24 protein-coding genes are annotated in these 23,184 nt (G+C 37.1%); 18 read left to right on the forward strand and 6 right to left on the reverse strand.

Annotated features, from left to right (window positions below; translation table 11 throughout):
* The first annotated feature begins 81 nt into the window (after nt 1-81).
* The 5 genes from AC3ITD_RS16205 to AC3ITD_RS16225 all read left to right on the forward strand — a co-directional run bounded on the left by AC3ITD_RS16205 (nt 82) and on the right by AC3ITD_RS16225 (nt 5,697).
* Nucleotides 82-2,445: a TonB-dependent receptor gene (locus tag AC3ITD_RS16205; protein WP_489361277.1), complete on the forward strand. Its 2,364-nt coding sequence runs from the start codon at nt 82-84 to the stop codon at nt 2,443-2,445.
* Between the two features lie 38 nt (nt 2,446-2,483).
* The gene (locus AC3ITD_RS16210; protein WP_489361279.1) at nt 2,484-3,038 is read left to right on the forward strand and encodes an NUDIX domain-containing protein; all 555 of its coding nucleotides are present in this window, start codon (nt 2,484-2,486) and stop codon (nt 3,036-3,038) included.
* A 538-nt stretch (nt 3,039-3,576) separates the two neighbouring features.
* Nucleotides 3,577-3,873 (forward strand): IS200/IS605 family transposase, encoded by a 297-nt coding sequence (tnpA, locus tag AC3ITD_RS16215; RefSeq protein ID WP_489361281.1) that lies wholly within the window; start codon nt 3,577-3,579, stop codon nt 3,871-3,873.
* 200 nt (nt 3,874-4,073) lie between these two features.
* Nucleotides 4,074-4,814, forward strand: a complete 741-nt coding sequence (locus AC3ITD_RS16220) for a lysophospholipid acyltransferase family protein (RefSeq protein ID WP_489361283.1) — start codon at nt 4,074-4,076, stop codon at nt 4,812-4,814.
* Nucleotide 4,815: 1 nt separating this feature from the next.
* Nucleotides 4,816-5,697 (forward strand): TraB/GumN family protein, encoded by an 882-nt coding sequence (locus AC3ITD_RS16225; RefSeq protein WP_489361285.1) that lies wholly within the window; start codon nt 4,816-4,818, stop codon nt 5,695-5,697.
* Here AC3ITD_RS16225 and AC3ITD_RS16230 read toward each other — a convergent pair.
* Together AC3ITD_RS16230 and AC3ITD_RS16235 are read right to left on the reverse strand one after the other, a co-directional pair.
* Nucleotides 5,694-6,443 (reverse strand): LytR/AlgR family response regulator transcription factor, encoded by a 750-nt coding sequence (locus AC3ITD_RS16230; RefSeq protein WP_463484958.1) that lies wholly within the window; start codon nt 6,441-6,443, stop codon nt 5,694-5,696. The genes AC3ITD_RS16225 and AC3ITD_RS16230 overlap by 4 nt on opposite strands.
* A 63-nt stretch (nt 6,444-6,506) precedes the next feature.
* The gene (locus AC3ITD_RS16235) at nt 6,507-7,316 is read right to left on the reverse strand and encodes a sensor histidine kinase (protein ID WP_235527254.1); all 810 of its coding nucleotides are present in this window, start codon (nt 7,314-7,316) and stop codon (nt 6,507-6,509) included.
* 487 nt (nt 7,317-7,803) lie between these two features.
* Here AC3ITD_RS16235 and AC3ITD_RS16240 point away from each other — a divergent pair, with 487 nt between their 5' ends.
* The 4 genes from AC3ITD_RS16240 (at nt 7,804) to AC3ITD_RS16255 (ending at nt 11,541) form a co-directional block, all read left to right on the forward strand.
* Nucleotides 7,804-7,974: a hypothetical protein gene (locus AC3ITD_RS16240; RefSeq protein ID WP_489361288.1), complete on the forward strand. Its 171-nt coding sequence runs from the start codon at nt 7,804-7,806 to the stop codon at nt 7,972-7,974.
* Between the two features lie 4 nt (nt 7,975-7,978).
* Entirely contained in the window at nt 7,979-8,887 is a 909-nt protein-coding gene (locus tag AC3ITD_RS16245; protein ID WP_489361290.1) for an ABC transporter ATP-binding protein, read from the forward strand.
* 1 nt (nt 8,888) lies between these two features.
* Complete coding sequence (locus AC3ITD_RS16250) at nt 8,889-9,686, forward strand: ABC transporter permease (RefSeq protein WP_265798524.1); 798 nt, start codon at nt 8,889-8,891, stop codon at nt 9,684-9,686.
* A 286-nt stretch (nt 9,687-9,972) separates the two neighbouring features.
* The gene (locus tag AC3ITD_RS16255) at nt 9,973-11,541 is read left to right on the forward strand and encodes a M28 family metallopeptidase (protein ID WP_489361293.1); all 1,569 of its coding nucleotides are present in this window, start codon (nt 9,973-9,975) and stop codon (nt 11,539-11,541) included.
* Nucleotides 11,542-11,640: 99 nt separating this feature from the next.
* Here AC3ITD_RS16255 and AC3ITD_RS16260 read toward each other — a convergent pair whose 3' ends face one another.
* A complete protein-coding gene (locus AC3ITD_RS16260) occupies nt 11,641-11,871 on the reverse strand; it encodes a response regulator transcription factor (protein WP_265798526.1) in 231 nt (76 codons plus the stop codon).
* Between the two features lie 286 nt (nt 11,872-12,157).
* Between AC3ITD_RS16260 and AC3ITD_RS16265 the strand changes: the two genes are divergently transcribed.
* The 9 genes from AC3ITD_RS16265 (at nt 12,158) to AC3ITD_RS16305 (ending at nt 19,009) form a co-directional block, all read left to right on the forward strand.
* Nucleotides 12,158-12,544, forward strand: a complete 387-nt coding sequence (locus tag AC3ITD_RS16265; protein ID WP_265798527.1) for a hypothetical protein — start codon at nt 12,158-12,160, stop codon at nt 12,542-12,544.
* A gap of 3 nt (nt 12,545-12,547) precedes the next feature.
* A complete protein-coding gene (locus AC3ITD_RS16270) occupies nt 12,548-13,195 on the forward strand; it encodes a hypothetical protein (RefSeq protein WP_265798528.1) in 648 nt (215 codons plus the stop codon).
* Nucleotides 13,162-13,953 carry a sensor histidine kinase gene (locus tag AC3ITD_RS16275; protein ID WP_489361296.1) on the forward strand — a complete coding sequence of 264 codons (792 nt, stop codon included), beginning with the start codon at nt 13,162-13,164 and terminating at the stop codon, nt 13,951-13,953. The genes AC3ITD_RS16270 and AC3ITD_RS16275 overlap by 34 nt, the downstream gene beginning before the upstream one ends.
* Before the next feature lie 3 nt (nt 13,954-13,956).
* The gene (locus tag AC3ITD_RS16280) at nt 13,957-14,598 is read left to right on the forward strand and encodes a response regulator (protein WP_489361298.1); all 642 of its coding nucleotides are present in this window, start codon (nt 13,957-13,959) and stop codon (nt 14,596-14,598) included.
* Nucleotides 14,599-14,717: 119 nt separating this feature from the next.
* Nucleotides 14,718-15,095, forward strand: a complete 378-nt coding sequence (locus tag AC3ITD_RS16285; protein ID WP_265798531.1) for a BlaI/MecI/CopY family transcriptional regulator — start codon at nt 14,718-14,720, stop codon at nt 15,093-15,095.
* Nucleotides 15,092-17,068 carry a TonB family protein gene (locus AC3ITD_RS16290; protein WP_489361301.1) on the forward strand — a complete coding sequence of 659 codons (1,977 nt, stop codon included), beginning with the start codon at nt 15,092-15,094 and terminating at the stop codon, nt 17,066-17,068. Before AC3ITD_RS16285 ends, AC3ITD_RS16290 begins: the two co-directional genes overlap by 4 nt.
* A gap of 15 nt (nt 17,069-17,083) precedes the next feature.
* Nucleotides 17,084-17,743 carry a TonB-dependent receptor plug domain-containing protein gene (locus AC3ITD_RS16295; RefSeq protein ID WP_489361303.1) on the forward strand — a complete coding sequence of 220 codons (660 nt, stop codon included), beginning with the start codon at nt 17,084-17,086 and terminating at the stop codon, nt 17,741-17,743.
* A 26-nt stretch (nt 17,744-17,769) separates the two neighbouring features.
* Nucleotides 17,770-18,489 carry an energy transducer TonB gene (locus AC3ITD_RS16300; RefSeq protein ID WP_489361305.1) on the forward strand — a complete coding sequence of 240 codons (720 nt, stop codon included), beginning with the start codon at nt 17,770-17,772 and terminating at the stop codon, nt 18,487-18,489.
* A 124-nt stretch (nt 18,490-18,613) separates the two neighbouring features.
* Nucleotides 18,614-19,009, forward strand: coding sequence for an energy transducer TonB (locus tag AC3ITD_RS16305; protein ID WP_489361307.1), 396 nt, complete (start codon nt 18,614-18,616; stop codon nt 19,007-19,009).
* A 364-nt stretch (nt 19,010-19,373) separates the two neighbouring features.
* Here the strand turns inward: AC3ITD_RS16305 and AC3ITD_RS16310 are convergent, their stop codons facing one another.
* The 3 genes from AC3ITD_RS16310 to AC3ITD_RS16320 form a co-directional block, all read right to left on the reverse strand.
* Nucleotides 19,374-20,144 (reverse strand): succinate dehydrogenase/fumarate reductase iron-sulfur subunit, encoded by a 771-nt coding sequence (locus AC3ITD_RS16310; RefSeq protein WP_056848311.1) that lies wholly within the window; start codon nt 20,142-20,144, stop codon nt 19,374-19,376.
* A gap of 84 nt (nt 20,145-20,228) precedes the next feature.
* Nucleotides 20,229-22,208 carry a fumarate reductase/succinate dehydrogenase flavoprotein subunit gene (locus tag AC3ITD_RS16315; protein ID WP_265798536.1) on the reverse strand — a complete coding sequence of 660 codons (1,980 nt, stop codon included), beginning with the start codon at nt 22,206-22,208 and terminating at the stop codon, nt 20,229-20,231.
* 20 nt (nt 22,209-22,228) lie between these two features.
* On the reverse strand, nt 22,229-22,909 hold the full coding sequence (locus AC3ITD_RS16320) for a succinate dehydrogenase cytochrome b subunit (protein WP_056848309.1): 681 nt from the start codon (nt 22,907-22,909) through the stop codon (nt 22,229-22,231).
* Nucleotides 22,910-23,184: the final 275 nt, after the last annotated feature.

The following is a 23,184-nucleotide window of genomic DNA, read 5'->3' on the forward strand; positions in this document are numbered from 1 at the left end:
TTTTTTATAAATGCTAACCAAACATTGAAAAAACGTCTCCCTAAATTTTGTCTTACTTTCTTGATTCTATTTTCAGGAGTCATGGCTTTTGCCGCCGAAAAAGGAACGATTAGTGGCAAAGTGGTAGAGGAAGTTGGCGGTTTATCTATTCCCTCAGCTATTATTTCGGTATATCTTGGAGATGCAGAACAACCTTTGATTACTTCTACAAGTGATGATGACGGTTTTTTTAGCATCAAAAATCTGAAAAGCGGAAACTATCGCATTAAAATTAGTTTTGTTGGTTATGCACCTTTGGTGGTAAACGGAATCATCCTTACTGACAAAGATTTTGATAAAAACTTAGGATCATTAAAACTCAGCTCAGAGCAAAATTCGCTGCAGGAAGTAACCATTACCGTACAGAAACCTGCAATAGAATTTGGTGCCGATGGTGTAACCTATAACGTCGGGTCCACTTTGCTAGCGGAAGGCAGCACCGCCACAGATGTTTTAAAAAATGTACCGATGGTACAGGTTGATATCGATGGGAATGCAACTATTGCGGGCAAAAAAAGCACCCGTGTTTTTATTGATGGAAAGCCATCTGATTATATGACATCGAACATTGCCGATCTTTTGAATGTGCTTCCATCGGATGCAATTGAAAAAATCGAAGTGCTCACCAACCCACCTGCAAAATACAGTGGCGACGGGGAAGGAATCATTAATATTGTGATGAAAAAAGGGTTTAAGGTAGGGTTTAATGGTAATATCGGCGTAGCAGTTGGTGTGCAAGGAAATGGAAATGCCAATACGAATGCTTCCTACCGTAGAAAAAATTATGCTATTAATGGAAGTGCGGCCTATCGCTATAACGTGGGCAAGGGTGAAAATAATAGTTATAGAGAAAACTTCTTTCCTGACACCACATTTTATTACGATCAAAGCGGTGCCAACAAAAGCAAAAGCAGAGGTGCCAATTTTAGGTTGGGTTTTGATTGGGACATCACGCCAAAGCAAAACATTCGCCTATCAACCAATTACAACGATAATACATCTTCTTCCAATTCAGCAAACGATCTTCGCTATTTAAGCGAGCAACTCATTGAAAAACGATTGCGCAACCAAGCCAATACAGGCGATGGGAACAGCAACAACTTCGTAATTAATGCCGATTACAAGCTACAGACTGATACGAGTGGCGGAAACCTATCGATTGGGTTAACATTTAATAACAATGGGAGTTCAGATCTTCGAGCCTATAATACCTCCTATTTACCCATTGGTATTTCGCGAGCAACCTTGCAAAAAAACAATAATGATATTGGAAATAATGGCATCACTTTTAACCTGGACTATGATAAACCAGTATTTAAAAAGAGAGATCGTGTTGAGTTAGGTCTTGCTTATAACTACAGAAAAAATGACAACGACTTATTGGTCGAAAATTTCAATTTTCAAACGCAGCAATTTGTAACGAATGATAGGTTGAGTAATCAATTTTTATACAGTGAAAACATTCTGGCTGGATATGCATCATACAATTATCGCAATGCAGGTTGGGGCGTAAAAACAGGGGTTAGAACCGAATTAACAGACGTGGCTTTCGATCTTTCGACAGGAGAAAACTATAATGTAAAGCCTTATCTAAGTATTTTCCCCAACTTTTCGGTTAATAAATTTTTCCTCAAACGTTATAATTTTGGCGCAACATACAGCGTTCGTATCAACAGACCAAGAGAAAACACCTTGAATCCACAGGTTAATAATGTAGATACGTTAAATATTTCTTATGGTAATCCGAACCTTTCTCCCTCATACACGCACCAAATGGATATTAGTTTTGGGGCATTTGGGCAGAAATGGTCTTTTACGCCCCGCCTTTCTTATTCCACTAGTCAGGGTGTAATTGAAAGATTTAGAACAGTTACCTTAATTCCAGGTTCCACCTCCGCTCGATCGGAAAGCACTTTCGATAACGTTGGAACAAACAATTCTCTGGCTTTGATTCTAATTGGAAATTATCGTCCTACGAATAAAATATCAGCCAATGGGAATTTCAGTGTGATTCAGAGTAATTACACTTCAAAATTGAATTCAGCCTTGAATAGAGATGGATTAAGCATTAGGGGAACTTTTGGCTTTTCTATGCAACTTCCACAGAAAACTGCTTTCGAATCAAATTTAAATTATGCCAATAACGTAAGTGCCCAAGGAAGAAACAAGGGTTCGGTAACTTCGAGTTTCTCTGCGAGAAAAATGTTTTTTAGCAACAGATTAAATTTCAGGGTTACACTAAACGATATTTTTGGAAATCGAAGTAACACCATTTATAACGAAGGTGAAAACTTTAGATTGCAAAGTTTTTCTACGAATAATACGCAAAATTTCATATTCAGCTTAAACTACAGGTTTACAAAGATCGCAAAAAAAATTCTACCACCGCCCCCAGCAACACCATGATAAATTTTATTTAGGATAGGATATTTGTAATTTGCGTAATGGAAGAAAAAAACCCCTGGAAAACGCTAGAAAGTGACTTGAAATATGACAACAACTGGATTAGTGTCACCGAACATCAGGTGATCAATCCATCTGGTGGGAAAGGAATTTACGGTGAAGTACACTTTAAAAACTTAGCCATTGGCATTTTGCCACTCGATGAAGATTACAACACTTGGTTGGTAGGCCAGTATCGCTTTCCATTAAAAGCTTACAGCTGGGAGATTCCCGAAGGAGGGGGACCACTCGGCGAAGATCCATTAGAAAGTGCCAGAAGAGAACTGTTGGAAGAAACAGGCATGAGCGCAAGCAATTGGAAAGAAATTCAACGCATGCATTTGTCAAATTCAGTGAGCGATGAATTAAGCATCATTTACGTAGCCACCGGATTAATTCAAGGCATTGCAATGCCAGAAGAAACCGAAGAATTAATGGTTAAAAAAGTCCCGTTTGATGAGGCTTTCGAAATGGTGATGAAAAATGAAATTACCGATTCAATGAGCGTGGCGGCAATTTTAAAAGCGAAGCTGATGATTATGGAAAACCTGATTTGATGTTTATTTTATCATAAAATGTTCCTAACGGAACATGAAAAAATCATATTTTTCTTCTACTGAGGAGATATCCCTACTGGATATTTGGGCGCTTAGAAAAATGAAAATAAGACATTAGTTTTATCAAAAATCATATCAAACATGGATGCCACATTTTTACAATATGTTCCGTAGGAACATTTCCTCGGTAGAAAATATGCATCATGCATTTTCGTTCCGTAGGAACGTTTCATGAAAATAAACATCAAAATATTACCCCAAGCTATCATGAAATGTTCCTAACGGAACATGAAAAACCACGAATTCTTTCTACCGAGGAGATATCCTTACGGGATATTTGGGCGCTTAGAAAAATGAAATTTATGCCTTGATTTTAATGATATATACCAAAAACGGATGTCACATGTTCCGTAGGAACATCTCCTCGGTAGAAAATATGCACCATACATTTTCGTTCCGTAGGAACGTTTTATGAAAACAAACATCAAAATATTAACCCAAGCTATCATGAAATTGGTTATATTCATTAAAAAATGATATGCCAAACACCTACACCCAAATACACATCCAATTTATTTTTGCAGTGAAATACCGAGCAGCACTAATTGGGGCAGAATTGGAGGATAATTTGCAAAAATATATCACCGGAATCTTCCAAAACAATAACCACAAAATGATTCAGATCAATAACATGCCGGATCATATCCATATTTTGGTTGGGATACGTCCACATCAATCTATTTCGAGCTTAATTCAAAACGTCAAAACCGAAAGTTCAAAATGGATTAACGATAAAGGTTTGTCAAAATCTAAATTTTCATGGCAAGAGGGTTAGGGGGCATTCTCTTATTCAAAAAGCGAAGTACCAAACGTCACTCAATATATCCACAATCAAAAAGAGCATCACAAAAAAAAAAGCTTTCTAAGCGAGTAGGCTAAATTTTTAAAAGATTTCGAAATTGAGTTCGAGGACAAATACATCTTCAAGGAACCAGAATAATTTATATTATCTTTGTTGCTTTATTTTAAAACCAGATGAGCAAATTTTTCGGATATATACTTACTCCAATATTTTACATTTTCTTTGGCTTAATGCTGTGCATTTTCCATCCCATTCAATGGATTTGCTATAAGTTATTTGGCTATAAAGCGCACAAAACGTCGGTAGATATTCTAAATTTCTTCTTAACCTATTGCCAGATATTTTTGTTCAATTCTATCAGTTTCAAGAATGAATACGGTCTCCCAACCGATCGGCCAATCATATTTGCAGCTAACCATCAAAGCATGTACGATATCCCATCGTTGATTTGGTTTTTAAGAAAGTACAGTGCCAAATTTATCTCCAAAATTGAACTCACAAAAGGTATTCCCTCTATTTCTATCAACCTACGTTTAGGGGGCGGAGCAAATATCAATAGAAAAGATAACAAACAAGCCATATCAGAAATTATCAAACTTGGCCGTAGAATGAAAGAAAATAACTGGAGCACGGTTATTTTTCCTGAAGGTACCAGGGCTAAAGACGGGATGGTAAAGCAATTTCAATTCGGAGGAATCGCGACCATTTTGAAAGCGGTGCCAAACGCATTAGTGGTGCCAATAGCTATTGAAAACTCGTGGAAAATAGTTCGCTTCGGAATGTTTCCTCTAACAACTGGCCTTGCGTTAAAATGGACGGTTTTGAAACCGATAGAACCAGGGCTAAAAACGCCAAACGAAATTACGCTGGAAGCCGAGACAGAAATTAGAAAAATATTAAATCAATCAATATAACATGAAAATTGTGAGATACTTTTTTATTCTATTTCTTCTCATTGGATTACAATCTTCTGCACAAACCAGCAAGCTTTCTAACTCTTTATTTTGGGAAATAACCGGAAAGGATTTGACAAAACCATCTTATCTATTCGGAACTTACCATTTTGCTGGCAAAGACTTTCTGGATAGTATGCATAACGTAAATAATAAGCTCGATGCATCTGATATGGTTATTGGCGAACTACTTTTTACAGACAGCCTTTTGGCAAAAAAGCTGTCAAATTATATGTTAATGAACGGCAATACCTTAGATAAAATTTTGACTGAGCAAGAGTATAAACTTGTCGGCGATTATTTAATAAAAATTGCCAAAGTTGATATTAATAGTTTAAAGTATTTAAATCCAATGGCAGTGAAAGTGATGATATTGCAGTTCACGTCGCCGGTTACATTTAGTAAAGAAAATACTGCAATTGATGCTTATTTTCAAGAATATGGAAATTTACACAATAAAGCCGTTATCGGATTGGAAACTATAGAAGAGCAAGGTAAAATCCTTTTCGGAGCAAGTATCGAAAGGCAAAAAAAGCAGTTGCTTGATAATGTTCTGAATTACGAAAAATACAAAAAGCAAGCCGAAGAGGGTTTTGAAGCCTTTAAAGCGCAAGACCTGAATAAGATTGAAAAATCGTTCCAGGAAACTGACGAATTTACACCAGAAGAATTTGAAGTGCTGCTTAAAAGCAGAAATATAGCATGGATTAAAAAACTACCTTTATTAATAAAAAATAAAAGCGCCTTTATTGCTGTAGGCGTTGGCCATTTGGTTGGTGAGTGGGGTTTAATTAATCTCTTACAAAAAGAGGGGTATACAGTAACACCAATTAAAACTAATTAAATATTCTTATTGCCAATTACCCTAAAAAATTCATCGCGATAAGTGTCTCCTACCGGAATTATTTTGGTGTTAATGGTAATCCTACTGCGCTCAATACTTTCAATTTTATCAACAGCCACAATGTACGATTTATGTACGCGGATGAACTGACTCTGTGGTAAAGCCTCTTCCATTTTCTTCATGCTTTGGAGCGTAATGATGCGTTCATCTTTGGTGAAGATCGAAATGTAATCTTTCAACCCTTCAATATACAAAATATCGTGAAGGTAGATTTTCTGAATTTTATGTTCTGTTTTTACAAAAATATAATCCTGAACGGGATTGGCTGGAGCAGAGAAAGCTGCTGGGGTAATAATTGGCTGTGCTACACTGGCAGGCGCTTCTACTGGTTTATGCTGTTTGTGAACCTTCTCTACTGCTTTGTAAAAGCGATCGAAAGCAATAGGTTTCAGCAAATAGTCAGACACATTTAAATCGTAACTTTCTAAGGCGTACTGTGGATACGCTGTAGTTAAAATATAGTGGCATTTAGTCCCCGCAATTTTTAAGAACTGAATCCCCGTTAGCTCTGGCATTTGAATATCTAAAAACACCAGATCAATACCCCCACCCTGAACAACCTGTAATGCTTCAATTGGATTCTCGCATCGCTTCACCATCGTTAAAAACGGAACTTTGGAGATATAATCTTCCAAAATATCAAGCGCTAATGGCTCATCATCAACAACAATACAGTTTAAATTCATTTTTAGGTTTAATTTTAATTCAAGGATTCAAAAATAGTCAATTCGTCAAAGCCAGTTGGCAAATTAAATATCGATCATTAGTTCACAGGTGTAATGAGTAGCCGAATTTACAACATTTAATTTATATCTGTCTGGGTACACCAGCTGTAATCGTCTTTCTACGTTAGGCAAACCAATTCCACCTTGAGCGTCTTTATTCTGTTGATTTTTCTTATTGATCACGCTAAAATGTAGGATCTTTTGGTTCGCAATGATATTAATTTTAACCGGGTTTTCCGGATCATTCACCACGCCATGTTTAAACGCATTCTCTACAAATGAAATCAGCATCAGCGGTACTATTTTTTGATCATCAATTTCCCCATTTAGGGTAAGTTCTATGAAAGCACCATCTTTAAATCTTATTTTTTGCAGTTCTATATAGTTAGTTAAATAATCAACCTCCTTGCTTAAAGCTACCGTTGGGGTATTGCTTTCATAAATCATGTAACGCATAATCTCCGAAAGTTTCATAATCGCATCTGCTGTTTTATCTGATTTTTGATAAGCAAGAGAGTAGATGTTATTCAGAGAATTAAAAAGAAAATGCGGATTAAGCTGCGATTTAAGGAATTGCAGTTCCATTTCCCGGCGTTCACTTTCCAGGTTACGTTGAATGCGTTCATTAGAAAACCAATCAGCAGCAAATTTAATCAGGCAACTTGAGACTAAGAAGAATCCACACAAAAACAATTGTGCGAAAAAATATTGATCTGCCTGCAGTGTTTTCGGCTTTCCTTCCATGATGTAATCCATCATATCTTTAGGATTTAAAACCGCTACAACTGTTTTAATTAATGCCGCAGCACCTAACAAAAGAACAAACGCCAACATGTATAGAAAATATTTCTTCCTTTTTTTAATGAGCTGGGGAATAAGGATTAAATAGTTTATATAGAAGAGGGAAATATTTATTATACCAAATAGCACAAGAGAGAGTAAAAAATGTTTAACACTTTTTACCTGAGAATCAAAAAAGACATCTAACACAATTATTAATATTATAAATGCCCAGAAAATCCCGTGAAGTATTAATGGTCCTTTGCTTTTTTTCATTTAATATACTTTGGAAGAGGAAGCAGCTTATTGCTAATCTTTCCGCATCCAAAATAAATAAACTTTCTTTTTAAACCGCACACAATCTACCAACAGGCATTTTTTTTCTACCAACAGGCAAACAGCCATATTTTATCGACAAACTCCAAATCTCATCGATAAACGCCAAAAACGCCAGTTTATCTAGAATCTTGAACACTTGGTATAATACATTTTAGCAATCAATTCGAATGCTGTTCCTTTGAATCATCAAAACGAAAACAAAATGAAAAAGTTAGTAAACACCTCGCCATTTTTACTTTTATTAGTTCCAGTATTCATGATGATTATTTTAACGCTTATGGTAAATACAAATCAAAATGATGCTGAAGTTGTGGTAAAAACTACATCAAGCACTAATACTATCGCAAAACAAGTATCAGCGGTTTTCAAATAAGGTAATGAGTAATTATGCAATCGAAACTGTAGGCTTAAACTTTAGCTTTGGTAACCAAACCATTGTAAAAGATTTATCCTTACAAGTACCAAAGGGTAGTATTTATGGTTTTTTAGGCCCTAATGGCGCTGGTAAAACCACTACAATAAAAATCCTGCTTAATTTATTGAAATCGCCGGCAGATCAGGTTTTTATTTTTGGGAAAGAAATCAACAGTAATCGCATTGCCGCACTCAAAAAAATTGGAGCCTTGGTAGAGCAACCTGCTATCTATGGACATCTTTCTGGTAAAGAAAACTTAATTAATCGCTGCCTCCTGCTCAGGATCCCAAAAAGCAAAGTCGCCAAAATGCTGGCTTTAGTAGGCTTAACCGATGCAGGAGATAAAAAAGCTGGTAAATATTCTCTAGGAATGAAACAACGTTTGGGCATTGCCTTGGCCCTGGTTTCCGATCCAGAATTACTACTGCTTGACGAACCAACTAATGGCTTAGATCCTAACGGGATTATCGAAATCAGAAACCTGATGATAGAATTAGCCACCAAACACAACAAAACTATTTTAGTATCTAGCCATTTATTGGCTGAGATTGAAAGAACTGCTACTCATGTAGGCATCATTAACAAAGGCCAATTATTATTTCAAGGCACCATTGATGAACTTCATTTGCTAAGCAAACCGATGGTCGAAATAGAAGTAGATCAAATTGAAAATGCAAGCGCTTTTTTGGTTACCGCAGGCTATGAAATCGCTTCCAAAACAGACAGCAAAATAACCGTTCCTTTTTCTTCATCTGCTGATAGCGGAAAGCTGAATACACTACTCATCCAAAATGGATTCACAGTAAGCAGCCTTTCCAAACAGCGCAAGGATTTGGAAAACCTTTTTCTTGATATTACCAAAAACAACTAAAATGCGCTCCATCTACATTTCATTAGTTTCCGAGTTTTATAAATCCAGGAAAACCCTTGCCTTTTGGGCCGCAATTTTACTTCCGGTTGTAATATGCAGCTTGGTAAGTTTTGGTTTTTATTCAGGTGCTGATAAAATTCTGAAATTAAACGCACCCGGTATGATGCTTTGGATAAAATATGCTGGTGCTACCCTGAACGTTATGGGCATATTGGTGATGCCTTTTTATGTAATGTTTATGGCTTTCTCTGTTAATAATATTGAGCACAAAAACGATACATGGAAAAGCCTTTTCGCCCAACCGTTAAATAAATTCTCTATCTATACAGCTAAATACCTATTTGCTGTTACGCTGATATTCATTTGTCTGTTTCTTTTTGCTACGCTAACCTATGGTTTCGGCCATCTATTGCAAGTTTTGGTTCCAAAATATACGTTTAGTCAATACAACCCATCCAACTTCCTCATTAACTCTTACAGCAAGTTATTTTTATCATCCCTGGGCATTTTGTCTCTTCAATTTATTTTTAGCTTAATCTGGGGCGATTTTCTTAAACCAATCGGCATCGGTTTCGTAGGCACTATTATGGGCATTGTAGCAGGCATGGTTAACTGGACATACGCCTATCTTATTCCATACAGTCTGCCTGCATTGGCTTTGCAAATTACACAGGTAAAAAAAGGAAAAGATCCATTAGATTTTGAAATTTTCGCTAGAGAAATCTGGGTAAGTCTAATTTATGCAGGGGTATTATTTATAGCAGGTTACTTTATTGTAACCAGAAAAAGTATCAAATGATTTTTTGAAAAGCAATAGCTGCATTTCATCTTAATGTTAGTCCTTCTTTACACTACAAGTCCGCTTCAAAAGTTTTGTGCTTAGGTAAAGCATATGCATCGAAACCTCTATTTGTTCTCAATTGGAATACGGGCTTTTCGTTTCAATAAGGTTTAGATAATTTAGGCTTTTACTATCAAGTTTGGCAACTGTTCTGCGGCAAAAACGCTTTGTAAAAATATCAGGAGATTCTAATTCTAGAAAAGCTAAAATGTAATTTAGCACTTAAACCAACCTACTTCTTAAAATGATCAAAAGATTTACAATCACAGCAATGGCTTTTAGCCTTTGCTTTTCTGCGTTTGCGCAAGATGCACCAGATGCCGCGATAGTACAAAAGATACGCAAGGCTGGCCTGGATAATTCAAAAGTGATGGATATTGCCTTCAACTTAACTGATGTTTCCGGTCCTCGTTTGTCTAATTCTCCTGGTTTAAAACGAGCGCAAGACTGGGCGGTAAAACAACTTACAGAGTGGGGTTTGAAAAATGCACATCTCGAAGCCTGGGGAACATTTGGCAAAGGCTGGCAAGTAGATAAATATTACGCTGCAACCACCGCTCCATTTTATCACCCGATTATTGCTTCTCCAAAAGCATGGACACCAGGAACCAATGGGCCAATAATATCAGAAGTAGTTTTAATCAAAGCAGATAGTGTTGCCGATTTAGCGAAATATAAAGGTAAACTCGCTGGCAAAATTGTAATGATGGATCAAGGCACTCCACTTGCGAGCGGATTGAAGCCAGATTTTTCACGCTATGCTGATTCTACACTGGCACAGATGGCAGCGGCAAAACCTGCAGCTGGCGCTCCTCGTCAACGTACTGCCACCGGGCCAATGGCCGATCGTATCGCGCAAATGATGAAAATGCGTGAAGTGCGTGCCGCCATGAGCGCCATGTTAGTCGAAGAAAAAGTGGCTCTGATTTTAACTTATGCCCGCGGCGGACAAGGAACATTCTTCACCAGCAATGGCGCCTCTTATGCCTTAGATGCTAAACCAGTTTCTCCTGAACTTGAAGTTGCTGCTGAAGATTTCTTACATATTTTACGTTTGCTTCGTGCTGGCAGACCGGTAGAGGTAGAAGCTGATATCAAAACTTCATTTTATGCTCAAGATCCTCAGGGCTACAACGTAATAGCTGAAATTCCGGGAACCGATAAAAAATTAAAGGATGAAGTAATTATGATTGGAGGCCACTTCGATTCGTGGCATGCTGCAACTGGCGCTACCGATAATGCAGCAGGTTCTGCCGTAATGATGGAAGCCATGCGCATTTTAAAAGCCATTGATTTTAAACCTAAGCGCACCATCCGCATCGCACTTTGGAGTTCTGAAGAGCAAGGACTATTTGGTTCAAGAGGGTATGTAGCCAAACATTTTGGCGATCCAAAAACGATGGTTTTAACACCAGATCAAAAGAAAATTTCAGCATATTATAATTTAGATAACGGTACGGGCAAAATTCGCGGTATTTATTTACAAGGAAACGCAGCAGCCGGCCCTATATTCCAAAGTTGGCTAAGCCCATTTAATGATCTTGGAGCTACAACTGTAACGATTAACAACACTGGCGGAACCGATCACCAGGCCTTTGATGCAGTAGGCATTCCGGGCTTCCAATTTATACAAGACCCCGCCGATTACAATACCCGTACGCACCACAGCAACATGGATACTTATGATAGATTGGTGGAAGATGATTTGAAACAATCGGCAACTATTGTCGCTTCTTTCGTTTACAATACTTCCCAACGTGATGCACAAATTCCAAGAAAAGAACTACCAGCAACACAAGCCGCAAGACCATAATTAATTAAAAATGCAAAAGCCTGCTAATTTGACCATAAAGTCAAACGGCAGGCTTTGCTTTTTAGAGAGAGGGTGCGTTAAATATGTATATTTTAATCTTTAGTAAGATAATATCCGCTGCTTAAATGCCCACACAATAAGCTGATACGAGTTTCGTAAATCTAGCTTTCTAACCATGTTCCGCCTGTGTGTATTTACGGTATGCTCGCTAATAAAAAGCATATCGCCTATTTCTTTGCTGTTGTAACCTTTTGATAATAGCCTTACTATTTCAATTTCTCTTTCCGTTATCAAATTACTGTTTTCTTGAAGATGGACGTTGTTTGTCATTGTAAATTAAATTGTAAGGTGATCATTAATTCATCACTAAGAAGACTCCCGGTTACCCAGCAAAAATTCGGGATCTTTTTATTATGGGATAGACAACTTTGGGATGTGCAACACTAAATTCTCATTCCTTATTGCATTTCAAAAGTATGTCGACGTACCTATATATGAGTAGTATGTTTTACCCTAAATAAAAAGGTGTTTTTACGGTATTAAAATTCATAGTGGCTATTGCCAGAAACTATCTAAATCACGACTTTAGAAGACCAAAATCAAACATACTATAATAATGAGCAAAAATTCGAATTTTCAACCTATTGATAAGAAGGTTGCACAAGAAATGGTTAAATCGTATGCCGAACAGGCTAGCAAAGATCCAAAATCTTACACCAAAGCAATCTGGTTTCCTGCAGCACAAATTTTAGAAATGGCCAAAACAATTGCAGATGGAAAACACGATGGTTTGCGAATTTATAATGCTCAGTACACAGCCAACTCCATAGAAGGATTGCCAAAAGAATACGAAGGAAGAAATACGGTATTACTAGTGCCAACCTTTGCTGCCGGCTACAGCAACCCACTTGGCGAATTGACCGAAGAACATGAAGATGATTTGGAAGACATTGAAAACAGAGGGGAACTTTGTCCTAGCGTATGCCAGGGAACCGGACTTTAAAGAATGAATTTCACATCACCGATAGTTATAGCCGAAATAATGTGCCTTATAGGTGCAATTATATTTCTAAGAAATAATAAAAGCATTTTCTGGAAACTAAATATTGCCTATCTTCTTTTGGCGTTATTAACGGAGGCTGCAGGAAGTTATATGTCCTCTAAAAGAGAAAACAATCTTTGGTTATTTAACTCCTTTGTATTTTTCGAAATTAGCTTCATTTTTATTGGCATCTGGCATTGCCTGAAAAATTATTTAATCCCTAAGCCCATTATATATGTAGGTTTAGGGATCGTTTATTCGATTTATTTTGGCTTTATTGCTAAAGATTCGATTATGGTTTTTAACTCTACTGCTGTAACAGTAATGTCGGTGGTTTTTAGCCTCTACTGTCTTTATTATTATTATCTCTTGTTAAATGACGAAAAATTTATTGAAATCAAATATCATCCAGAATTTTGGTGGATAACGGGTGTATTGTTTTATTATTTTGGTGGAACGGTTTGTAACTTGTTAAGTGATGTATTTGATGTTCGTTTCGGCAAAAGTTTCACCCTCAGGTACGCTATTACCATAGCATTGAATTTTATTTTATATAGCGTTTGGACCTATTCTTACTTATGCAGAGCGAAACAACAAAAATTGCAATCTTAGTTGTTATTGCAACTTTGATTTTCTTACTAATGCCTGTTTTTTTGATTATGTACATCCGTTCGTATAACCGGCATAAAAAAAACCACATCTTAGAGAAACAACACATGCAACAGCAGTTTGAGGCAGAGATGCTTCAAGCCAGAGTTGAAGTGCAAGATAATACCATGCAAGCTATTGCAACAGAACTGCATGATAATGTAGGGCAACTTTTAAGTTTAACTACTTTAACACTAAATTCAATTAATCTTGATCATAGCGACAAAGCCACTATCAAAATAGAAAATTCCTTATCGCTGGTCAACAAATCTATCAAAGAGTTAAGAGAACTTGCCAAACTTTTACATGGTGAGCAAATAGTAGAAAATGGATTAGGCAATGCGTTACAACAAGAAATTAACTGGCTGGAAAAAACAGGCAGTTATGAATTGGAGGTTACCAATCAACTTCATAATCTGCAGGAAAACTCCCCAGATAAAGACTTAATTATTTTACGCTTGCTACAGGAAATCATCAACAACATCATCAAACATGCAAACGCTACTTCAATCAGTTTTAATGCATACTACGAGGATAAAAAATTATATTTAAATGTTGAAGAAAATGGAGTAGGTTTCAATTACGAAAAGGCTAAAGCAAATAAAGCAGGTTTGGGATTAAGTTCCATTTCAAAGCGCATTGAAATGATAAATGGTAAAATGGCTTTAAATTCGACTCCAAATAAAGGCACTAACATCCTAATCGAAATCCCATATCCCTAAATCATGTTACCTCAACCCATATCTATTGCCATAGTTGATGATCATACCTTATTCCGTTCTGGATTAGCCAGCTTATTAGACGAATTTGACGAAATTAAGGTGGTATTTGAAGGCAAAAATGGCCAGGATTTACAACATAAGATTGTGAATCATCCAGATGTTCAACTCTTATTAATGGATATTAATATGCCAGTAATGGATGGATTTGCAGCTACTAAGTGGGTAAAGGAGCACCATACCAATGTAAATGTATTAGCATTGAGCATGCTTGAAGATGAAAAAGCCATTATTGGAATGCTAAGGGCTGGCGCAAGCGGATATATGCTTAAAGAGTCTACACCTAACGACCTTCTCTTGGCCATTAAAGCTGTTGTTGAAAAAGGGTTTTACATAAACGACCTGGTATCGGGCAGGCTTTTGATTGCTTTAAAAAATGGCGATTCAGGCCCAATCTTCAGTACAAGGGAACTTGCATTTTTGCAGCATTGCAGTACCGAACATACCTACAAAGAAATTGCCGACATGATGAATGTAAGCCCGCGAACTGTTGACAATTACAGGGAATCATTATTTGCCAAACTCAATATCCGATCTCGTACAGGATTGGTGGTTTATGCGATCAAGAATAACCTAATTACCATATAATCAGCACCGCTGAAAATCTTTACCTATTAAAAACTTGATAAATAATTTGCATAACTAAATAATTAGTTTTAACTTTAGTTAAGGCATTGCCTAAAGCTTATCTCTATTTATTAAATATTATGGAAATTAAAGATCTAACCAAAGCAGAAGAACAGCTTATGCAGGTATTGTGGCAGTTGGAAAAAGCATTTGTAAAAGATGTTATCGATGAACTTCCCTTGCCAAAACCCGCTTATAATACAGTTTCAACGATTATCAGAATTTTAGAGACAAAAGGTTTTATTGGCCATGAGGCCTTTGGAAAAGCCCATCAGTATTTCCCGCTTATCAGCAAAGAAGAATATAAACGCCACGCCACCGAAAAGTTACTCGGCAACTATTTCGAGAATTCAGTAGAAAGTATGTTTTCTTTCTTCGTGAAAGAAGAGAAGTTAGATTTAAGTGATGTGGATGAAATTTTAAAAATGATTGATAAAATTAAACATAAGCCAAAATGAGTTTTGCCCATTACCTACTTCAGGTAAACTTATATTTAATTGTTTTTTATGGCTTTTATAAATTACTTTTAGATAAGGAAACCTACTTTTTACTCAACCGCGTTTACCTGGTAAGTGCTGGTGTATTATCATTATTTATTCCATTTATCCGACTGGAATGGCTCACTGAGCAAAAGGCTGCACAGCAGGTTTATACATCGGTAAATTGGGAAGCCGTATTAGAAAAAGCTACTATTGTAAGCGATAATAGCCATGGCCTTAATTGGGGTAATGCGTTTGTGTATATCTATTTTGCAGGCATAATCTTCTGCTTAGGCAAGCTTGCTTATAATTTACTCTCAGTACATAAGCTGATAAAAAATGCGAAATCGGGTTCTGCGTTTTCTTTTTTTAGTAAAAAAGTCGTCGATCAGGATTTGCCACTAATGGCGGTGATTGATGTACATGAAGAAGCCCATATTAAACAATGGCATACTGCAGATATTTTGTTTTTTGAGATTATTGGAGTTTTTACCTGGATAAATCCAATCATTTACTTCTACAAAAAATCCATTAAAAATATTCACGAATTTTTAGCAGATGAGCATGCTGCAGCATTTCAAGGTGACAAAGCTGAATATGCTATGCTCATCTTGAGTCAGTCGTTTGGAATTTCCCCTAATCGCCTAACCAATGGTTTCTTTGATAAATCACTCATCAAGAAACGGATCTTTATGTTGCAAAAAGAAAGATCAAAGAAAATAGCCATTTTGAAGTATGGCTTCTTTATTCCGCTTTTTGCAGTTCTCATTATTTTCTCCTCAGCAACGGTAAGAAAAAATGAAAAGCTGATTTCGATTACCAATCAAATACCACTGGATAAACCTATTGAAATGGTTCAGGAAATTATTATTCCTGAGCCAGGATTTGCTCCAGAAAAGTCATCTACCACTGAGATCATTCCTACAGCAGAAAAAGTAGCCGGAAATTGGAACAACTTTTATGCTTTCATGGCCAGATCTATAAAATATCCATCCGAAGCTCAGAAAAACAACCTTCAGGGCAATACTCAGATAAAATTCACCCTTCAAAACAATAAGGTAACAAACGTAAGCAGTGTTGTGAATTTGGGCGACGGCTGCGATGAGGAAGTGAGGAAAGCCATATTGTCGTACAGAAAATTTGAAAATCTGCCTAATGGTAAATACACGTTGAAAGTAGGTTTCACACTTTCCGGAAATAAGGCCGCCCCGCTTAAAAATAAGGAGACGATTAAACTGGCTACTTACCAAAAACTTTCTGATATTAATATTATTGGTTATTCTTCGCCTGTAGAAAGTGGCAGTGAGGAGGATAAGTTAGACAAAGTTTTTGACTTCGTTTCAATAGAGAAACAGCCGGAGTTTCCCGGAGGGATATCTAAGTTTTATGAGTATTTAAGCAAGACCATAAAGTATCCAAAACCAGCACAAGAAAATAATGTGCAGGGAAAAGTTTTTCTATCCTTCATCGTCGAGAAAGATGGTTCGCTTAGCGATGCTTTGATAACCCGCGGCCTGGGCAGTGGGTTAGATGAGGAAGCCTTAAGGGTAATAAAAAGTTCGCCAAGATGGAATCCTGGGATAACGGATGGTAAACCCGTTAGGGTAAAATACAACATCAACGTGAATTTCACACTAAATGTTGATGATGAGGTGAAGAAAGCAACTCGGATTAAAGGCCTTTCTACGAGCGACGTTTTTAACAACTCGAAATTTGATGGTGTTGTTGTGCTAAATGGAAAGGTAAGCCAAAGTGGCTTCGATTTTACAAAAATTGATAGTCGCGATATTCAATCAGTTTCGGTACTAAAAGATGCTGCAGCAACAAGTTTATACGGAGATAAGGGAAAAAACGGCGTACTCATCATTACCACAAAAAATAACGATTTTAGAAAAGCAAGTGACACGGAACTTAGGTTAGATACCAACACACCGATTCTCAAAATAAGATAATTAAGATCAACGAATATGAAAAGAATATTAACGATTGTTATAGCACTAGGTATGGCCTATAGTGTAAAAGCACAAACGAAAACAGATAGTACCAAAACGCCGAGCATTACTTTACGCGGTACAGCTACATCTGTTACGGAGCCCCTTATCGTAATTGACGGAAATAAGCAATATCAACGAGGAACGGCGTCTATGGCTGGTGTGGATCCAAATAATATCGAATCGATAAACATTTTGAAAGATGCTGCATCAACCACTAAATATGGCCCTGACGGATTTGCGGGTGTTATTGAAATCAAAACTAAAAACGGTTTAGCAGGAATTTATAATAAGAACATAGATTCAAATAGTATCGGCCTTCGTGGAAAAATTACCGGACTTAGTGTTCGCCCAAATGCTACAGGTGTGATCAGGAATTACAAGAGAAAAGATTCTGACCAAAAAGTGATTATCAGAAATCTTCTGCAAAAAGATTCCGATCCAAAAGCTAATCCAATTTATGTAGTTGATGGCAAGCAAGTAGATAATATAGAAACGCTTGATCCAAATACAATTGAATCAATTAATGTGCTGAAAGATGCTGCTGGAAAATCACAGTATGGTGAATCAGGCGCAAATGGAGTAGTTATTATTACTACAAAAGTTCCTAAAAAAGAATCTCAAAAGAAAAACTAAATAAAAAACTTTAATACTATTTAACCATGAGAAAGCTAATGATTTTAGCCCTAACGGGCATTGCCATGCTTACCAATTCGGTAAAAGCACAAAAAATTTACGATTTTGTATCAGTGGAAAAGCAGCCAGCTTACCCTGGTGGAATTGTTAAATTCTATCAGTACATGAAAAACGAAATTAAATATCCTGAAGTAGCGAAGAATAATAAAATACAGGGAAAGGTGTTTTTAAGCTTTATAGTGGAAAAAAATGGCAAGCTAACTGATGTGATTGTTGTTAGAAGCCTATCAAAAGAAACGGATGCAGAGGCCGTAAGAGTAATTAAAAATTCTCCGAACTGGAATCCTGGTGTACTTGACGGAATGCCAGTAAGAGTGAAGTATAACATTGCTGTTAACTTCAATTTTTCTGGAGATAAAACCAGTCAAAAAACAAGCAATAAACCAGGGTTAACACCTGAATTTCCTGGGGGAACAGAGAAGCTTTATAGCTATTTGGCTAAAAACATTAAATACCCAAAAGAAGCACAGAAAAATAATGTCCAAGGAAAAGTTTTTCTTGAATTTAATGTAGAAAAAAATGGAACCTTAACAGATATTGTTGTAACCAGAGGGCTATCCAAAGAAACTGATGCAGAAGCTATGAGGGTAATGAAAGCTGCACCAAGGTGGAATCCGGCAATTGGCACAGATGGCCATCCTGTAAAAACTAAATACCGCATGACGGTGAATTTCACGTTGTCTTAACATTTTGTAACGCCGTCAACATCGCAAAGTCTTAATTTCAACATAAGATTTTGCGATTTCATTGTACAATTCAAAGCGCATTGTATATTTGAGAATGATAAGTCAGCTCTTTAAATTTAGTATTTTGTCAATAGCGCTACTGTTTGCCTTAGAAAGTAAGATCAAGGCACAAAAAGTGATGATTCCGGTAGACTCGATCAAAAATTTCGATTTTTATTCTATAGAAAAGCCACCAGAATACCCCGGAGGATTACAAAAGTTCTATCAATATTTAGGCAGAAATACTAAATACCCAAAGCAAGCTTGGAAAGATAGAATAGGTGGAGCTGTAACGCTATCATTTGTTGTTGAGAGAAGTGGAGATTTAACGGAAGTAATGGTAGTTAGCGGCGTGAGGAAAGATATTGACGATGAAGCGATAAGAGTGGTAAGCAAATCGCCAAAATGGAATCCAGGAATACAAGATGGTAAACCAGTTAGGGTGAAATACAATATCAAGGTTAACTTTTCGCCCATTTAAGTACTATAGTTAACCACAAAACCCCAGCTAATAATAGTCGGGGTTTTATGTTTTCTCTCCTGTCTCGGAACACTAAATTTATAAAATATTTAATGTATATACAAATAATACAAAATAAAATTTCTAATTAGATATTTTTTTAATATGCTAACATAGAATATTTGCAACTTTCGCAAACTTTTATTTTGATGATCACATCAAGTTTAAGAACTCACCTGTTCAATTTTTTTACTTCTGCACCGCAGCACACCAAAAATAATCGAATCTGATCAAGTTCTATCTTGGCAAGATTTACAAAATAAAAAGCCCCCATAAATATGGAGGCTTAAGAATCCGGTAACTAAACCGAACGCACAGTATAATTTTAAACCGTTTCTTCTGAAACAAACTTTGCAGATGCAAAATCACGGTTCATCAAAGCAATATTTTCTAAAGAGATTCCTTTAGGGCATTCCGCTTCACATGCACCTGTATTGGTACAATTACCGAAACCTTCAGCATCCATTTGCGCTACCATGCTTTGCACACGACGATAACGCTCTGGCTGGCCTTGTGGTAATAACGCCAGCTGAGAAATTTTTGCAGAAACGAACAACATTGCCGAAGCATTTTTACATGTAGCCACACAAGCGCCGCAACCTATACAAGCTGCCGCTTCGAAAGCAGCATCTGCTTTCATTTTTGGAATTGGTAAGTTGTTAGCATCTTGTGCGTTTCCTGTGTTTACAGAAATAAAGCCACCAGCTGCAATCACTCTATCAAATGCAGAGCGATCTACAGTCAAATCTTTTACCACTGGAAAAGCTGCTGCTCTCCAAGGCTCCACAACGATAGTATCACCATCTTTGAATGAACGCATGTGCAATTGACAGGTGGTAACCAAGTCTTTCGGACCATGCGGACGACCGTTGATGAACATCGAACACATTCCGCAGATACCCTCACGGCAATCATGGTCGAATACCACCGGCTCTTCACCTTTAGTAATCAGATCTTCGTTTAACACATCGAACATCTCCAAGAAAGACATATCCGGAGAAATACCAGACAATTTATAATCGACCAAAGCACCTTTGGTTTTGTTATTTTTTTGACGCCAAACTTTTAGCGTTAAGTTCATATTTCCTGTACTCATGATATTGAGATTTTAGGTAGTTAGTACTTAGTAGTTAGTATTTAGAAGGAAGTTATCTAAGTACTAAATACTAATTTCTAAATACTATTTATAACTTCTTTGTGCTACTTTAATATTTTCAAACTTTAATTCTTCTTTATGAAGTTCAAAGTTTACACCTTCTTTAAATTCCCAGGCTGCTACGTAAGCAAAGTTTTCATCGTCACGTAAAGCCTCGCCCTCTTCTGTTTGGTACTCTTCACGGAAGTGACCACCACAACTTTCGTTACGGTTTAAAGCATCAATACACATTAGTTCGCCCAATTCGATGAAATCAGCAACACGGCCTGCTTTCTCCAACTCCGGATTTAATTCTTCTGCCAAACCAGGTACACGAACATTACTCCAGAATTCAGCACGTAAAGCTCTGATTTCCTCAATAGCTTCTTTAAGGCCTTTTTCATTACGAGCCATACCGCATTTTTCCCACATGATATGGCCCAAACGTTTGTGGAAATGATCTACAGATTTAGTTCCTTTAATGTTGATAAGCTTGTTAAGAATCCCTTTCGCTCTCTCTTCTGCCTCTACGAATGCCGGGTGATCTGTCGGGATAGCCTTTACAGAAATCTCTTTGGATAAATAAGCACCAATAGTGTATGGAAGCACGAAATATCCATCAGCCAAACCTTGCATTAAAGCAGAAGCACCTAAACGGTTCGCACCATGATCGGAGAAGTTAGCTTCACCAGTACAATATAAACCAGGTACAGAAGTCATTAAGTTATAATCAACCCAAAGTCCGCCCATTGTGTAGTGAACCGCTGGATAGATACGCATTGGCGTTTCGTAAGGATTCTCACCGGTAATCTGAGCATACATATCAAATAAGTTTCCGTATTTCTCTTTGATAACTGCTGTTCCCAAACGCATACAGGTTTCTTTATCAGGATTATGAATACCTGATTTAGAAGCTTCTATTCTACCGTAGCGTTCTGTATTAGCTTTAAAATCTAAATAAACCGCCAATTTTGAAGCACCTACACCGTAACCTGCATCACAACGCTCTTTTGCTGCCCTAGAGGCTACATCACGAGGCACAAGGTTACCAAAAGCAGGGTAACGACGCTCTAAATAATAATCTCTTTCATCTTCAGGAATTTCTGAAGCTTTACGGTTATCATCTTTCTTCTTAGGAACCCAGATACGTCCATCATTACGTAATGATTCAGACATCAGAGTTAATTTAGATTGGTGATCACCAGAAACTGGAATACAAGTTGGGTGAATTTGAGTGTAACACGGATTGGCGAAGTAAGCACCTTGTTTATGTGCTTTCCATGCTGCCGTAACGTTACTGCCCATTGCGTTTGTAGAAAGGTAAAATACGTTACCGTAACCACCTGTTCCTAAAACAACCGCATGACCAAAGTGACGCTCAATTTCGCCAGTGATTAGGTTACGGGCGATAATACCACGAGCCTTGCCATCAATTTTAACCACTTCAAGCATTTCATGGCGGGTATACATTTCTACTTTGCCCATACCAATCTGGCGTTCTAAAGCAGAATAAGCACCTAATAATAATTGCTGACCCGTTTGACCGGCTGCATAAAATGTACGTTGAACTTGCGTACCACCGAATGAACGGTTATCTAACAACCCACCATATTCGCGAGCTAAGGGAACACCCTGAGCCACACATTGATCTATAATGTTAGCACTTACCTCAGCCAGGCGATGCACATTCGCTTCGCGGGCTCTGTAATCGCCACCTTTAATTGTATCATAAAATAAACGATAAGTACTATCGCCATCATTCTGGTAATTTTTTGCTGCGTTAATACCACCTTGAGCAGCAATAGAGTGCGCTCTGCGTGGTGAATCCTGAAAGCAAAAACACTTTACCTTGTAACCCATTTCAGCTAAAGTTGCAGCTGCCGAAGCACCCGCTAAACCAGAACCTACAATAATTACTTCAATAGTTCTTTTGTTCGATGGGTTAACCAAAGGCACAGAAGACTTATACTTGGTCCATTTGGAGGTTAATTCGCCTTCTGGAATATTTGAGTTAATATCTGACATATCTCTTTTGTGCTAAAAACTTAATCAATTAAATGAGTATATACGGCAATCGGCATCAAAGCGAAAACAAGCGATATAATAATCGAATACCAAACACTTGTGCTTTTAATAATGCCATTGTATTTTGAATGATTCCATCCCATAGTTTGAAATGCCGAAGCAAAACCATGAAGTAGGTGATAGCACAATGAAATCATTAACAAAACATAGGCAACTACACGTACAGGATCCTGAAATTTCTCTCTCATTACCGCATAAAGATCTTCGTGACCGTTAGCATCTACCGTTGGGATACCAGTAAAGCGAGAAACCACCCAGAAATCTTTAAGGTGAATTACAAGGAAAATCAACAACAAAGTACCTAGCAAGCCCATAGAGCGACTATACCATTTACTGTTGGCGCTTCCATTGTAAACAGCATAGTTTTCTGGTCTTGCTTTTCTGTTTTGAATAGTCAAGTTTACCGCCTGGTAAATGTGAACCAGTAAACCTATAAACAATATGTACTCCCCAGCTCTGATAATCCAGTTTGTTGCCATAAAATGGGCTCCAATATTGAAAGTCAAACCATTATCGTCAAGAAATATCAACGAATTAATACCAGCATGTACAATTAAAAAGAGTATCAGGAATATTCCTGTAACACCCATAACGTATTTTCTTCCTATTGATGAAGAAAGCGCATTTCCGAAACCACTCATTTGATTAGGATTTATATCTAAATTTCTTGCAAAAGTATCTAATTATGAGTTTAATTTATAAACGATTATGACAAAACGCCGATAAAACATTTATTTAGAAACATTCTAAAAGCATTATAGATTTTTCTACAGAAATTCAATAACAACTATCCTCACTTCATTATCTGATAAGCAAAATTAATCCATCTTGTAATTTAACAAAATCTACAGGAACTAATCAGATCATCATTTAAAAGAAACGTTAATGATTTTCCATCGAGAATCATTTTTTACAG

Source organism: Pedobacter sp. KH_004 (genome assembly GCF_057840755.1).

Bases quoted from the DNA above. Each gene is read 5' to 3' on its own strand.
- AC3ITD_RS16205 (WP_489361277.1), top strand. From the start codon at position 82: ATGGCTTTTGCCGCCGAAAAAGGAACGATTAGTGGCAAAGTGGTAGAG.
- AC3ITD_RS16210 (WP_489361279.1), top strand. From the start codon at position 2,484: ATGGAAGAAAAAAACCCCTGGAAAACGCTAGAAAGTGACTTGAAATAT.
- tnpA (WP_489361281.1), top strand. From the start codon at position 3,577: ATGCCAAACACCTACACCCAAATACACATCCAATTTATTTTTGCAGTG.
- AC3ITD_RS16220 (WP_489361283.1), top strand. From the start codon at position 4,074: ATGAGCAAATTTTTCGGATATATACTTACTCCAATATTTTACATTTTC.
- AC3ITD_RS16225 (WP_489361285.1), top strand. From the start codon at position 4,816: ATGAAAATTGTGAGATACTTTTTTATTCTATTTCTTCTCATTGGATTA.
- AC3ITD_RS16230 (WP_463484958.1), bottom strand. From the start codon at position 6,443: ATGAATTTAAACTGTATTGTTGTTGATGATGAGCCATTAGCGCTTGAT.
- AC3ITD_RS16235 (WP_235527254.1), bottom strand. From the start codon at position 7,316: ATGTTGGCGTTTGTTCTTTTGTTAGGTGCTGCGGCATTAATTAAAACA.
- AC3ITD_RS16240 (WP_489361288.1), top strand. From the start codon at position 7,804: ATGAAAAAGTTAGTAAACACCTCGCCATTTTTACTTTTATTAGTTCCA.
- AC3ITD_RS16245 (WP_489361290.1), top strand. From the start codon at position 7,979: ATGAGTAATTATGCAATCGAAACTGTAGGCTTAAACTTTAGCTTTGGT.
- AC3ITD_RS16250 (WP_265798524.1), top strand. From the start codon at position 8,889: ATGCGCTCCATCTACATTTCATTAGTTTCCGAGTTTTATAAATCCAGG.
- AC3ITD_RS16255 (WP_489361293.1), top strand. From the start codon at position 9,973: ATGATCAAAAGATTTACAATCACAGCAATGGCTTTTAGCCTTTGCTTT.
- AC3ITD_RS16260 (WP_265798526.1), bottom strand. From the start codon at position 11,871: ATGACAAACAACGTCCATCTTCAAGAAAACAGTAATTTGATAACGGAA.
- AC3ITD_RS16265 (WP_265798527.1), top strand. From the start codon at position 12,158: ATGAGCAAAAATTCGAATTTTCAACCTATTGATAAGAAGGTTGCACAA.
- AC3ITD_RS16270 (WP_265798528.1), top strand. From the start codon at position 12,548: ATGAATTTCACATCACCGATAGTTATAGCCGAAATAATGTGCCTTATA.
- AC3ITD_RS16275 (WP_489361296.1), top strand. From the start codon at position 13,162: ATGCAGAGCGAAACAACAAAAATTGCAATCTTAGTTGTTATTGCAACT.
- AC3ITD_RS16280 (WP_489361298.1), top strand. From the start codon at position 13,957: ATGTTACCTCAACCCATATCTATTGCCATAGTTGATGATCATACCTTA.
- AC3ITD_RS16285 (WP_265798531.1), top strand. From the start codon at position 14,718: ATGGAAATTAAAGATCTAACCAAAGCAGAAGAACAGCTTATGCAGGTA.
- AC3ITD_RS16290 (WP_489361301.1), top strand. From the start codon at position 15,092: ATGAGTTTTGCCCATTACCTACTTCAGGTAAACTTATATTTAATTGTT.
- AC3ITD_RS16295 (WP_489361303.1), top strand. From the start codon at position 17,084: ATGAAAAGAATATTAACGATTGTTATAGCACTAGGTATGGCCTATAGT.
- AC3ITD_RS16300 (WP_489361305.1), top strand. From the start codon at position 17,770: ATGAGAAAGCTAATGATTTTAGCCCTAACGGGCATTGCCATGCTTACC.
- AC3ITD_RS16310 (WP_056848311.1), bottom strand. From the start codon at position 20,144: ATGAGTACAGGAAATATGAACTTAACGCTAAAAGTTTGGCGTCAAAAA.
- AC3ITD_RS16315 (WP_265798536.1), bottom strand. From the start codon at position 22,208: ATGTCAGATATTAACTCAAATATTCCAGAAGGCGAATTAACCTCCAAA.
- AC3ITD_RS16320 (WP_056848309.1), bottom strand. From the start codon at position 22,909: ATGAGTGGTTTCGGAAATGCGCTTTCTTCATCAATAGGAAGAAAATAC.